Source organism: Pseudomonas sp. BN414 (genome assembly GCF_029871275.1).
In the GTDB taxonomy this organism is placed as follows: Bacteria; Pseudomonadota; Gammaproteobacteria; order Pseudomonadales; family Pseudomonadaceae; genus Metapseudomonas; species Metapseudomonas resinovorans_C.
Map to the genome: position 1 here is coordinate 208,056 of NZ_SSOL01000076.1, position 13,233 is coordinate 221,288.

Consider the following 13,233-nt stretch of genomic DNA (forward strand, 5'->3'; position numbering starts at 1 on the left):
GGGTTTGTGCACAGCCAGGCCAAGGTGCCAGTGAGGCAGGGCCGTGCAGGCGCGAGTCACCCCTCTCCATTCAGGGAGAGGGGACGGGGGTGAGGGGGGGCCGGCCAGCTCCGAGCAACCCCTCCATCGCGATTGAATTCGCTCCTACAAGAGCTAGGCAGCCCTTCGGCCTGCTTGGCGAATGAATTCGCCGCTACAGAGAAACGAGCAGGATTGCGCTGTGGGTGGCCCGAGAGTCACCCCTCTCCGCTTTAGGGAGAGGGGCCGGGGGAGAGGGTGGTTGCCGACTACTCCGAGCTAACTCCCCATCGCGAATAAATTCGCTCCCACAAGAGCTGGGCAGACCTTCGGCCTGCTTGGCGAATGAATTCGCCCCTACAGAGAAGCGAGCAGGATTGCGCTGTGGGTAAGTCGCCAGTCACCCCACCACCTCTGCCACAAACGCCTCGAACGATGTGGCCGTGGTGTTTTCCGGGCGCCGTCCTTCCAGCGACTTCACCGTCCGTTCGTTGATGCCACGGGCCAGTTCCGCATAGAGCTCGGCGAGATTGGCCGAGAACCCTGCCTCCTGCAGCATCCCCGCCATTTCGCCATAGGGCAGTTGCACGTAGGGCAGGTCCGGCCGGCCCAGATGCTCGCCGAAGATGCGCGTGGCCTCGCCGTAGCTGATGTCCCGCTGTCCCAGCAGTTCGCGCACCTGCATCCCGTGCCAGTCGCGGTCGAGCAGCGCGGCGAGGGCCGCATCGGCGATGTCCTTCGAGGCGATCATCGGGACCGGCACATCTGCGCCGACGCCATCGGCCACCAGGCCGTGCTGTTCGATCATGTACAGCGCCGGCAGCAGGTTTTCGAAGAAGGCCCCGGCACGCAGGATCAGCACATCCACCCCCGTAAGTTCGCAGAGTCGCCCTTCCTGCTCATGCATGCTGGCGATGGGGCCGTTGCCCGAAGCCAGTTCGGCACCGACGCTGGAAAGCGCCACCACGCGGCGTACGCCGCTGGCGCGTATCGCCTTCACGATGGCTTCGCCCACTTCCGCCTGCTGCGCCATGTAGTCCGTTACCGATGGGTCGTAGGGCAGCAATGTGTACACCACATCGGCCCCGTGGAAAGATTCGGTCAGATACGCCGCATCGTTCGGCTCACCCACCATCACCTCGGCTCCGGCGTTCTTCAGCGTGGCCAGGCGTTCAGCCGAACGTCCCAGTGCGCGAACCGGCTGACCCGCTTTCAGCAGTTGCTCGACGATGCGTTTGCCCGTATGTCCGCTGGCGCCCATTACCGTGATCATCTTGTCCTCCAGGTCGCGCTTGTCTGTCCGGCACATGCCTGCGCGCTTGGGTTCAAGTCTCGGCCGGGAGCTCTGGACGAACAATGATTGTGGGTCGATGATTCATGATCATTCGTCCAGAGATGAGCAAGCCACTATGGACCTAAATGCCCCCTGGCAATCCCGCGATCCCCTGGGTGAGGCGCTGCACCTGCTGCGCATGAGCGGGACGCTCTACTGCGCGTCGGAATTCACCGCGCCCTGGGGGCTGGGGCTGCCGCCGATGGAGGACTGCCTGATGTTCCATGTGGTGACATCCGGCGAATGCTGGCTCGACGTGGGCGGGCACGAACCGCTGCTGCTGCGGGCAGGCGACCTGGCGCTGGTGCCCCATGGTCACGGCCATAGCCTGCTGAGTGGCAAGGGTGTGGCGGCGGTGCCGTTGTTCGATCTGCCACGGGAGTGCCTGAGCGAGCGCTACGAGATCATCCACCATGGTGGCGGTGGGGAGCCGGTGAGCCTGGTCTGCGGCGCGGTTCGCTTCGACCATCCGGTGGCCCGGCAACTGGTGAGCCTGCTGCCGGCGTTGCTGCATGTGGAGGCGGCCAGCGCCGAGCACGCCGACTGGTTGCAGGGCACCTTGCGCTTCATGCGCGACGAAGCCCGGGCGCTGCGCCCTGGAGGCGAGACGGTAGTGACGCGACTGGCCGACATCCTGGTGATCCAGGCCATTCGCGCCTGGATCGAGCGCGACCCCGCCGCCCAGACTGGTTGGCTCGGTGCCTTGCAGGATCGCCAGATCGGCCGCGCCATCGGCCTGATTCATCGCGATCCGGCGCGCGACTGGAGTCTCGTGTCCCTGGCCGAAGCTGCCGCCATGTCGCGCTCCGCCTTCGCCGCGCGCTTCACCGCCCTGGTGGGCGAACCGGCCATGCAATACCTGACCCGCTGGCGCATGAACCTCGCGCTGAGCTGGTTGCAGGAAGGGGAAGTGGCCATCGCGGTCCTGGCCGAGCGTCTGGGCTACCAGTCGGAAGCGGCCTTCAGCCGAGCATTCAAGCGCTGCCATGGCATGGCGCCTGGTGCTGCACGGCATGCCACGAAAATCAATCGGTAAAATTTACTATCTGCGAATTATTTACATTTGATTTACAAATGCTAATTGTTACCATTTGTTCTTTCTTCCGACGATCAAGGAACTCGTGGTGGCTAGAAAGCGTATTGCCCCGGCATCTCTGCCGATGCTGGGCCTGCTGGTAATTCCCGCTGTCCAGGCTGAAACCAAAGAGGCGCTGGCCATTCCGGCGACCTCAGTGACCAGTGCTTACGAGCAGCAAAGCTACAAGGCCGCCGAGAGCCGCAGCGCACTGAAGATCGACGCGCCGCTGCGCGACATTCCCCAGACCGTCAACGTGGTGCCTGAGAGCGTGATCAAGGATCAGGGCGCCCAGTCGATGGAAGACGTCCTGAAAAACGTTCCCGGCATCGGTCTTTCCAACGGTGACGGCCAGCGCGACCAGGTCACCATCCGTGGCTTCAGCGCCATCGGCGACATGTTCATCGACGGTATCCGTGATGATGCGCTGTACTTCCGCGACCTCTCCAACATCGAGCGCGTCGAGGTCATCAAGGGCCCGGCAGCGGTGCTTTACGGGCGTGGTTCTTCCGGTGGCCTGATCAACAGCGTGAGCAAGAAGCCCGGTTTCGATCCCAAGCAGGAACTGGGGGTCAGCTTCGATAGCGAAGGCAAGCGCCGCACCCAGTTCGATGCCGGTTGGGCCGACCAGCAGCAGCGCGACAAGGCATTCCGCGTCACCGGTGCGTTCGAAGACAGCGACACCTTCCGCGACGACGGCTACATCGACCGCAAGGCCATCGCGCCGTCCGCCTTCTTCAAGCTGTCGGACGACCTGGAGCTCAACCTGGGCGCCACCTATCTCTACGACAAGCGCCTGATCGACTTCGGTATTCCCGCCCTCGGCGATCGTCCGGTGCATGTCGACCGCGAGAAGCGCTTCGGCTCCGGCGACGCGGACCAGGATTACGCCCGCAGTGAGGTGTTCTCCTTCACCGCCGGCCTGGACTACCGGATCAATGACGAGCTGACGCTGAGCAACACCACCCGCTACTACCGCTACGACCTGGACCGTAACAACACCCTGGCCGACAGCAGCCCGACCCGCTTCGTCACCGCGCCCAACGGCGAACTGCTGGTGAAGCTGAACCGTGGCAACGTGGCGCGTGACGAATACGGCGTGTTCAACCAGACCGAACTGAAGCAACAGGCCGAACTGGCCGGGATGCAACACAGCCTGCTCTATGGCGTCGAACTGGGTCACCAGGACAAGTACCAGCGCGTGTTCAGCCAGAACAACGTGGCGCAGGTGCCGGTTTACCGCGACGGCCTGGTTCCTGTGCCGGAGCACGCCAGCACGCTGTCCTCCAAAGGCACCAACTTCCAGGACACCGCCGGCTTCTACGTGCAGGACCTGATCGAGCTGACCTCGCAGTGGAAGGCACTGCTCGGCGTGCGCTACGACATCTTCGGCCAGGAATATGACGACGATCGCCTGGCCAACGTCGACCTGGACCGCACCGACAAGACCTGGAGCCCGCGTGCCGGCCTGGTGTTCCAGCCGGATCAGATCCAGTCCTACTACGCCTCGGTGAGCCGTGGTTATCAGCCGTCGGGTGAAGTGTTCGCCCTGGCGCCGACCAACCAGCATCTCGAACCCGAGGAAACCACCAACTACGAGGTGGGCGCCAAGTGGGATCTGCTCGACAACCGCCTCTCGGTTACCGCCGCGGTGTTCCGTCTCGAACGCACCAACATGAAGACCACCGACCCGACCACCAACCTGACGGTGCTGGCCGGTGAGCAGCGCACCGATGGCTTCGAGGCTACGTTCAGCGGGCAGATCACTGACAAGTGGAACGTGTACGGTGGCTACGCCTACCTGGACGCGGAAATCACCAAGTCCACTAACAAGACCAATGGCGTGCCCAACGAAGGTCAGACTCCGACCTTGACCCCGCGCAACAGCGCCAACCTCTGGGTGGTGCGCTCGCTGACTCCGGAATGGCGTCTCGGGATGGGCGCCAACTATGTGGATGACCGCTACACCGCACTGGACAACAATGTCGTGATGCCCAGCTACACGACCTTCGACGCGGCGCTGCTGTACAACCTTCCGCAATGGGACATGGCACTGCGTCTGCACAACGTGTTCGACCGCGACTACTACGCCTCGGCCCACGGCTCGGTGGACCTGATCACCCCCGGCGCGCCCCGTACCCTGGAGCTCAGCGCCAACTATCGGTTCTGATCGAAGTGCGAAAGAAAACGCCCGGCTCTTGCCGGGTGTTTTTGTTTTCCAGGCAGCGAATTGTTGGGCTTCGCTGCGCTCTTCCCAACCTACAAGAGCCGGTTCGGTGCCGTAGGTTGTGGCTGAGCTATGCGAAGCCCAACTCTCCCGCAAGAAAAGCCCGGCTAATGCCGGGCTTTTTTGCTTTCCAGGCAGCGAATTGTTGGGCTTCGCTGCGCTCTGCCCAACCTACAAGAGCCGCTCGGTACCGTAGGTTGTGGCTGAGCTATGCGAAGCCCAACGCCCTCGCTCAATTCGCCTGCAGTCGCTTCAACGCTTCGCAGCTCGGCGCGTACTGCTTGTCGCACGCACTTTGGAACAGCGCGCGCGCCTGGTTGGGGTCCTGCTTCAGGCCTTCGGCGCCCTGGGCGTACATGCTGCCCAGCACGTGCTGCGCCATGGCGTTGCCGGCGGCGGCGGACTGGGCGAGATACTTGTGCATGGCGCGCTGGTCGGCGAAGGCGGGGTCGGCGCGGCCGGTGTAGAGGAAGGCGAGACTGAACGCCGACTGAGAGTGCCCCTTGTCGGCAGCCTGCTTCCACCAGTACTCGGCCTGCTTGAGGTCCTTCTGCGGCTTGCCCACGAAGTACAGGCTGCCGAGTTGGTACTGCGCGTCGGGGTCGCCACGTCCGGCCTGTTGCTTGATCCGTTCGAATTCGCTGGCTTGCTGATCCTGCGGCGTGGTCGCCGGGGCCTGGGGTTGGCCGGCTGGCGGCGTGGCGGGCTGTTGCTGTTGCTGTTGCTGTTGCTGCGTGCATGCACCCAGCAGGGCGAGTGCGGCGATGCAGGCAAGTCGCGGCAAGGCGCGTTGAATGGACATGGGCGGAGTTCTCCCTGGCAGATCAGGAGGAGGGTAGTTGCATCCGCCGACCCCGTCACCCCACGCAGCGGAGGTACTCGGTGTGTAGGGTGGATGTCGCCTTTTACATCCAGCGTTCCACGACCGGCGCTCAATCCCAGTTCGGTGCGAAACCGGGATTGGCCAAGCGCTCGCCGCGATCCAGGGTAGCGATGGCCGCCATCTCTGATTCGCTCAGCACCAGGTCCTGGGCCAACAGGTTGCTGGCGAGGTTGTCGCGGCGGGTGGACGAGGGGATGACTGCGAAGCCTTGCTGCAACAGCCAGGCCAGGGCGACCTGGGCCGGTGTGGCGTCATGGGCGGTCGCTATGCCCTGGATCACCGGGTCCTGCATCACCTTGCCGTAGGCCAGCGGCATGTAGGCGGTGAGGTGGATGCCCTGGTTGCGGGCAAACTCCACCACCTTGCGGTTCTGCAGGAACGGATGGACCTCCACCTGGTTGGTGGCGATGGCTTCCGTGCCCACGGCGTCGATGGCCTGCTGCATGTGCGCGAGGGTGAAGTTCGAGATGCCGATCTGCCGCGTCAGTCCGCGTGCCTTGGCTTCGGCCAGGGCGCCCATGTAGTCGGCCACCGGGATGGCGTCGTCGGGGCTGGGCCAGTGGATCAGCGCCAGGTCCAGTTGTTCCAGGCGCAGTTTGGCCAGGCTTTCTTCCAGGCTCGGAATCAGGCGGTCGGCGGCGAGGTTCTCCGTCCAGACCTTGGTGGTGACGAACAGCTCGTCGCGGGGGACGCCGCCTTCGGCGATGGCTTGGCCGACCTCGGCTTCGTTGCCATAGATCTGTGCGGTATCGATGTGGCGGTAGCCCAGCTCCAGGCCATTGCGGACCGAGTCGATCACCTGCTGGTCCTTGAGGCGGAAGGTGCCGAGACCGAGTGCGGGAATGCTCATGGGGAATTGCTCCTGTTCAGTCGAACGCGCCCTAAGGGGCCGATGGCGCACAGTGTCGCCGCTCGACTCATGCGGAAAAACCGGCTATCTAGCCAAAGATAATTGCGCAGGAGTCACGAATGAAAACCACCCTGGACGAGTTGCAGGCCTTCACCGCTGTGGTCGACAGCGGCTCCATAACCGCCGCTGCCGAGCAACTGGTGCAGACCGCTTCGGGCGTCAGCCGTGCTCTTAGCCGCCTGGAAGACAAGCTCGACGTCACCCTGTTGCGGCGCACCACCCGCCGACTGGAACTGACCGAGGAGGGCGAAGTGTTTCTGGGCCAGGCGCGACGCATCCTCGCCCAGGTGGAAGAAGCGGAAGAGCAGATGACTCTGCGTCGGCAGAAGCCGGCAGGCCGCCTGCGGGTCAATGCCGCTTCGCCCTTCATGCTGCATGTGCTGGTGCCGCTGGTGGCGGGGTTTCGTGAGCGCTTTCCGGAAATCGAACTGGAGTTGCATACCAGCGACCAGATCATCGACCTGATCGAGCACCGCACCGACATCGCCCTGCGCCTGGGCACCCTGCGAGATTCTTCCCTTCATGCCAGACCCCTGGGCAGCAACCGCATGCGCATCCTGGCCAGCCCCGCCTACCTGGCGGCCCATGGCGCACCGAAGACAGTAGATGAATTGCAGCAATGCTGCCTGCTGGGTTTCACCCATCCGGACAGCCTCAACTTCTGGCCACTGCGCCATGCCCAGGGAGAGAGCCTGCAGATCACCCCGACCGTCAGGGCGTCCAGTGGCGAAACCCTGCGTCAACTCGCACTGGAGGGTATCGGCATCGTCTACCTGTCGGACTTCATGACCCATGCCGACCGCGCTTCCGGCCGGCTTGTGCAAGTGCTTGTGGACGTGACGGTCGAGCACCGTCAGCCGATCAATGCCGTTTACTACCGCAACACCGCGCTGGCTTCGCGCATCACCTGCTTTCTCGACTATGTGGCCGGGTGCCTGAAAGAACAGGTCTGGACCCAGTAGAGCTGGTCCGTCTGTCCGTAATTTCAATCACGAACCATCCAAATGACCCGTACTCATGCGGGCTTTAGGTTGTCGTGTTGTTTATTTCAAACAAACGCCTTGGCTGAATGAATATTTTTGTGTAAATTTTCATGAAATTTACAAATCAAATATTCACGAGGCACCCATGTTCAAGCAGTCCGCCCAGCATGTCGGCACCTACTACGCCCAGACCTACCCCGGCAGCATTCCATTGCGCCCGGTCCAGTCCGGTAGCGAAGAAACCGATGTCCTGATCATCGGTGCCGGCTTCAGCGGTTTGCATACCGCTCTGCGTCTGGCTGAGGCCGGCAAGCGCGTGACCCTGCTGGAAGCCAGTCGCGTCGCGTGGGCAGCCTCCGGCCGCAATGGCGGGCAGGCATTGCTGGGCTGGTCCTGCGATATGCCGCCGCTGGAGAAGGCGCTGGGACTGGAACGTACCCGCCGGTTGTGGGACAGCATGCGCTGGGCTGCCGACGAGATGCGCGCGCTGCCGGTGCGCCACGGCTTCGACGTGGACTACCGCGTCGGCAGCCTCTGGACCGCCGTGATGGAACGTCGGGTGAAGTTCCTGGAAGAAGCCCAGGAAGACGCCATCCACAAATGGGGCTACGACCGTATGCGCCTGATCCGCGGCGACGAGCTGGCCGAGTGGATCGACAGCCCGCGTTACCAGGCTGCGCTGTACGACCCGGAAGCCGCCCACCTCAATCCGCTCAAGCTGGCCCAGGGCCTGGCCGCTGCCATCGAAGCCCGGGGCGGACGCATCTACGAACAGAGCCAGGTGCTGGAATACCGCGAAACGCCGTCCGGCTATGTTGCCCGTACTGCCCAGGGCGAAGTGCGTGGCAGCATTCTGGTGATGGCCTGCAACGCCTACGTCGACCGCCTCGATCGCCGTCTCTCCAGCCGCCTGCTGCCCGTGGGCTCCTACCAGGTCGCTACCGCACCGCTGGACGCCGAACTCGCGCAATCGCTGCTGCCGAAGAACAGCTGCGTGATCGACAACCAGTTCGTGCCCGATTACTTCCGCCTCACCCCGGACCATCGCCTGCTGTTCGGTGGTGGCTGCACCTACCTGGGCGGCCTGCCCAAGGATGTGCCGGCGGCCACGCGTCCTTACCTGGAGCGCGTATTCCCGCAGCTCAAGGGCGTGGAGATCGAATTCGGCTGGGGCGGCCACATCGACGTCAGCATGAAACGCACCCCGGACATCGGCCGCGAAGGCTCGCGCTATTGGCTGCAGGGCTTCTCCGGTCACGGAATCCTGCCCACCCTGGCCGGCGCCAAGGCGGTGAGCGACGCCATCCTCGGCAATGACGACCTGCTCGACCTCTACCAGGCCATCGGCAACCCGCGCTTCCCGGGCGGCTCCCTGCTGGCGGCGCCGCTGGAAGCGGCCGGCAAGGCCTATTACCGCTTGAGGGATGTGATTTAAGGTCGCGCCTTTCGAGTCCGGCAGCCGGAGTTCCCAAATGGACAAGCAAGACGAAATCGAAAGCCTCGCGATCCTGATTCGCGACCTGCGCAAGCACAAGAACGTGACCCTCGGGGACCTCGCCACGCGTATCGATCGCTCGGTGGGCTTCCTCTCGCAGGTGGAGCGCGGGCTGTCGCGTCCGACGGTGGCCGACCTGACCGCCATCAGCGAGGCGTTGGGCGTACCCACGACCTACTTCTACAACCTGAGCAAGCCTCGCGAGACGCCCTGGGTCACCCGCCCGGGCGAGCGTCGCACGCTCTACTACGCCGGCGGCATCACCGATGTGCTGGCCTCGCCGACCATGTCCGGCGGCTTTTCCATGCTGGAAAGCCATCTGGAACCCGGCGCCACCAGCGGTGAGGGCCACCTGGATGACAGTTCCGAGCAGGGCGGTTTCGTCCTCGAAGGCGAATTGACGGTCTGGTACGGCGACGACACCAAGCCTGTGACCCTCCACGCCAACGACAGCTTCCAGCTGCCGCCCCATGCCCAGTTCCGCTACGCCAATCTTTCCGACAAACCGACGCGAGTATTGTGGGTCTTCACCTGAAGCCCCAGCTCGCAGGACTGCAGTGATGACAACAGCAAACCAGTACCCCGACCTGCTCAGCGAAGTGCGTGCCTTCCGTGCCCAATACCCGGAAGTCCGCTACATCGACCTGATCTGCCTGGACATTCCCGGCCACTTCTACGGCAAGCGTTATCCCGTGGAAATGGTGGAGAAGGTCGCTGCAGGCAGCCCGCTCAAGGTGCCGCAGAACTGCGTGTTGCTGGGCACCCAGGGCGGGCTCTATCCGATTGGCGACTACTGCTTCGCAGACGGCGACCCGGACGCGCCGCGCCGCCTGGTGCCCGGCACACTGAAGCCGGTGCGCTGGGAGAAGGAGCCGCTGGGGCAGATGCTCATCACCTCCGACGGTACTGAGGCCCCCATCGAGTTCGAACCCCGCGAGGTGCTGGCGCGGGTACTGCAGCGCCTGGAAAAGCGTGGCATCCGTCCCGTGGTGGCCTTCGAACTGGAGTTCTACCTGTTCGACCGCAAGCTCAAGGAAGGCTTGCCGCAGTTCCCCCGCGACCCGCTCTGCGAGGACGAGGACGACCAGCCGAACATGCACATCGAGCGCCTGTCGCGCTTCTCCAGCGTGCTGCATGAGATGGTCGACGCCGCCAACGAGCAGGGCGTAGCCGCCAACGTCATCACCGCCGAACTCGGCCCGGGCCAGTTCGAAATCAACTTCGGCCATTGCGACGACGGCCTCAAGGCCGCCGACTGGGCCGCGCTGTTCTGCCGCAGCACCCGCGGCGTCGCCCTCAAGCACGGCCATCGCGCCACCTTCATGAGCAAGCCCTACCTGAACGCGCCGGGCAGCGGCATGCATGTGCACGTGAGCCTCTACGACCGGGACGGCAACAACCTGCTGGCCGCCAACGACCAGCGTCCGCTGCGCCACGCTGTGGCCGGCTGCCTCGATCTACTGCCGCACTGCATGCCGATCTTCGCTGCCAACCACAACGCCTTCCGCCGCTACGGCGCCATGGTCAACGCCGCCAGCCGCGCCAGCTGGGGCTTCGAGGATCGCGATGCGTGCATCCGCATCCCCGAATCCGATGGCCGAAACCTGCGCATCGAACACCGCCTGGCAGGCGCCGACGCCAACCCCTACCTGGTGCTGGCCGCCATCCTCTCCGGCATGGAACACGGCCTGGACGCCGCCCGCGACCCCATCCCGCCGCTCAACGAAGACCGCGAAAGCGGCATCGACTTCCCCAAGGACATGCTCACCGCCGTGACCGCCATGCGCAGCCACCCCGTGGTGAACGAAGGCCTGGGCAGCGAATTCGTGATGGTCTACTGCGAGAACAAGCGGCAGGAGTACCTGGACTTTATGAACGAAGTCAGCGCGCGGGAATATCGCTGGTACATGTAAGTCCGGAGTCCCCGTAGGTTGGGCAGAGCGCAGCGAAGCCCAACATTCGAAGCAGCATGCGAGCGCCTCGTTGGGCTTCGCATAGCTCAGCCCAACCTACCTTCTTGGCGAATGAATTCGCCCCTACAGGATTGCGCCCGAATCGACCCAGGCACAGACAGCCCCCTCTCCCTCTGGGAGAGGGTTGGGGTGAGGGTGTTCGTCGGCCTGCGCGGCGCCAACCCATTTAGCGAATGAATTCGCCCCCACAAAAAAATCGCCCTACACATCCCCGAACGCAGCCAGCAAATCCTCCACGAACGCCACCTGCGCCTCACTCGGTTGTCGTCCGCGATGGCTGCTGAGATGGAAGTTGACGCGGTAGCCGGTCTGCTCCGGCAGCAAGGCCCGCAGCTGTCCGCTGGCCTCCCAGGGCGCGGCGATGTGTTCCGGCAGGTAGCCGATATGCGCGCCTGACAGGATGAAGGCCAGGCTGCACTCGACCTGCTCGGTGCGGGCGCTGCTAGGGCCGCTCTGGAAGGGCTCCATGGCCTCGCCGAAGCGATAGGGGTGCTGCACCAGGTCGCACCGCGAAAGGTCATCGAGGCTGACCGGGTCGCGGTGGAACAGCGGGTGTCCGACGGCGCAGTAAAGTCGTTCCTGCTCGCCGAACAGAGGCTGATGGTCCAGCGCCGCCTGGGTCTTGGAGAAGTAGCCGATCGCGAGGTGCAGCTGGTCCTGCAACAGGCGTCGCTCCAGCTCGGCGGGCATGGCGCTGATCAGCTCGAAATGCACCGCCTGGTTGCGCTGACGGAAGCGTCCGATCGCTGTGCCGAGCCTTTGCAGCACCTGATTGTCCAGCGCTTCGGAAAGGCCAATGCGCAGTTCTCCCAGGAGCAGGCCGGACATGCCCCGCGCTTCCCCCTTGAAGGTCTCGATAGCGCCGAACAGCTTGCGTGTGGCCGCCAGCACCTGCTCGCCCTTGGGCGTCAGGCGGAACCCAGCCTTGCCGCGTTCGCAGAGGCGAAAGCCCAGGCGCGTTTCCAGCTTGGCCATCTGCGTGCTGATGGTGGATTGGCCAATCCCCAGCTCGCCCTGGGCTGCACTGAAGCCGCCGCTTTCAACCACCGTGACGAAGATGCGCAGCAATTGCAGGTCGAGGTCGTGGAGCTGGCTGAGCATGGCGGCACCAAACATTGATAAGAGTAGATGCCAAAGTAGAACACTTCATATTTATCCAAAGCAAAGCCCAGCGCAGCATGGCCCCACCTGCAATCCCCCAGGAGCCCATCATGCGTTGTCCCTTGTTGCTTGCCGCCCTGTTCGCCTGTGCCTTGCCGGTGCATGCCGAAGACAAGGCGCTGAACCTCTACAGCTGGTCGGCCTACATTCCGGAAAAGGCCCTCCAAGGCTTCAAGGACGAAAGCGGCATCGAGGTCAAATACGACATCTTCGACAGCGCCGAAGCCCTCGACGCCAAGCTGCTCACCGGCGGCAGCGGCTACGACGTCGTCTTCCCCGCCAGCAGCGGCCTGGCCCGCGCCATCCAGGCCAAGGCTGTGCAACCGATGCAGCGCGAGCGCCTGAAGAATTACGCCAACCTCGACCCCGAGTTGCTGGCCAAGCTGGCGACCGTCGACCCCGACAATCGCTTCGGTGTGCCTTACACCTGGGGCACCGTCGGGCTGGGCATCAACAAGGAAGCGGTGGAGAAGCGCATCCCCGACGCGCCGCTGAACAGCCTCGACCTGCTGTTCAAGCCCGAGTACGCCAGCCGGTTGAAGGATTGCGGCATTGCCGTGATCGACTCGCCGCAGGAAGTGATCAGCGTCGCCCTGCATTACCTCGGCAAGGACCCCTACAGCACCGACAAGGCCGACCTGAAGGCCGTGCAGGAGTTGTTCGCGCAGTTGCAGCCCAACGTGCGCTATGTCGGCGCCGGCAAACACATCAACGACCTGGCCAAGGGCGAGATCTGTCTGGCCCTCACCTACAACGGCGATGCCGCCATTGCTGCCGACCAGGCGCGCCAGGCGAAGATGCCCTTCGAGGTGATCTACCGCATTCCCCGCGAGGGCACGCTAATCTGGTTCGACACCATGGTCATTCCTGCCGACGCGCCGCACCCCCAGGCGGCCCACGCCTTCATCGACTACATGCTGCGTCCCGAGGCCATCGCCGAGCTGACCAACAGCCAGTTCTTCGCCAACGCCAACAAGGCTGCCACCCCGTTGCTGACGCCGGACGTGGCCGGTGATCCGGACATCTACCCGAGCAAGGAGGTGCGCGACCGCCTGTTCGGCGAGCGAATCCAGACGCTCAAGGACCAGCGCGCCCGCACCCGCCTCTGGACCAGTTTCCGTACCCAGTACTGAGTCGCCTTCAACCACCCTCACCCCCGGCCCCTCTCCCAGAGG

Annotated in this window: 11 protein-coding genes; 7 read left to right on the plus strand and 4 right to left on the minus strand. The window is 64.0% G+C overall.

The annotated features are described in order from the left end of the window. Positions 1–418 precede the first annotated feature (418 nt). On the minus strand, positions 419–1,327 hold the full coding sequence (locus E8E95_RS24840) for an NAD(P)H-binding protein (RefSeq protein WP_280354653.1): 909 nt from the start codon (positions 1,325–1,327) through the stop codon (positions 419–421). Between the two features lie 100 nt (positions 1,328–1,427). Between E8E95_RS24840 and E8E95_RS24845 the strand changes: the two genes are divergently transcribed. Both E8E95_RS24845 and E8E95_RS24850 read left to right on the plus strand, forming a co-directional pair. Continuing rightward, entirely contained in the window at positions 1,428–2,387 is a 960-nt protein-coding gene (locus E8E95_RS24845; RefSeq protein ID WP_280354654.1) for an AraC family transcriptional regulator, read from the plus strand. An 88-nt stretch (positions 2,388–2,475) separates the two neighbouring features. Next, positions 2,476–4,596 carry a TonB-dependent siderophore receptor gene (locus E8E95_RS24850; protein ID WP_280354655.1) on the plus strand — a complete coding sequence of 707 codons (2,121 nt, stop codon included), beginning with the start codon at positions 2,476–2,478 and terminating at the stop codon, positions 4,594–4,596. A gap of 289 nt (positions 4,597–4,885) precedes the next feature. Here the strand turns inward: E8E95_RS24850 and E8E95_RS24855 are convergent, their stop codons facing one another. Both E8E95_RS24855 and dkgB read right to left on the minus strand, forming a co-directional pair. After that, on the minus strand, positions 4,886–5,455 hold the full coding sequence (locus tag E8E95_RS24855) for a tetratricopeptide repeat protein (RefSeq protein WP_280354656.1): 570 nt from the start codon (positions 5,453–5,455) through the stop codon (positions 4,886–4,888). A 130-nt stretch (positions 5,456–5,585) separates the two neighbouring features. Beyond that, positions 5,586–6,386 (minus strand): 2,5-didehydrogluconate reductase DkgB, encoded by an 801-nt coding sequence (gene dkgB, locus E8E95_RS24860; RefSeq protein WP_280354658.1) that lies wholly within the window; start codon positions 6,384–6,386, stop codon positions 5,586–5,588. Between the two features lie 119 nt (positions 6,387–6,505). Here dkgB and E8E95_RS24865 point away from each other — a divergent pair, with 119 nt between their 5' ends. From E8E95_RS24865 to E8E95_RS24880, 4 genes are all read left to right on the plus strand, one after another. Then, entirely contained in the window at positions 6,506–7,408 is a 903-nt protein-coding gene (locus E8E95_RS24865) for a LysR substrate-binding domain-containing protein (RefSeq protein ID WP_280354659.1), read from the plus strand. A gap of 166 nt (positions 7,409–7,574) precedes the next feature. Beyond that, the gene (locus E8E95_RS24870) at positions 7,575–8,864 is read left to right on the plus strand and encodes an FAD-binding oxidoreductase (RefSeq protein ID WP_280354661.1); all 1,290 of its coding nucleotides are present in this window, start codon (positions 7,575–7,577) and stop codon (positions 8,862–8,864) included. A 37-nt stretch (positions 8,865–8,901) separates the two neighbouring features. Continuing rightward, positions 8,902–9,459, plus strand: coding sequence for an XRE family transcriptional regulator (locus E8E95_RS24875; RefSeq protein WP_179058078.1), 558 nt, complete (start codon positions 8,902–8,904; stop codon positions 9,457–9,459). Between the two features lie 25 nt (positions 9,460–9,484). Then, entirely contained in the window at positions 9,485–10,837 is a 1,353-nt protein-coding gene (locus E8E95_RS24880) for a glutamine synthetase family protein (protein WP_280354664.1), read from the plus strand. Between the two features lie 261 nt (positions 10,838–11,098). Here the strand turns inward: E8E95_RS24880 and E8E95_RS24885 are convergent, their stop codons facing one another. After that, a complete protein-coding gene (locus E8E95_RS24885; protein ID WP_280354665.1) occupies positions 11,099–11,998 on the minus strand; it encodes a LysR family transcriptional regulator in 900 nt (299 codons plus the stop codon). A gap of 110 nt (positions 11,999–12,108) precedes the next feature. Here E8E95_RS24885 and E8E95_RS24890 point away from each other — a divergent pair, with 110 nt between their 5' ends. Then, on the plus strand, positions 12,109–13,191 hold the full coding sequence (locus tag E8E95_RS24890) for a polyamine ABC transporter substrate-binding protein (RefSeq protein WP_280354666.1): 1,083 nt from the start codon (positions 12,109–12,111) through the stop codon (positions 13,189–13,191). The last annotated feature ends 42 nt before the right edge of the window (positions 13,192–13,233 follow it).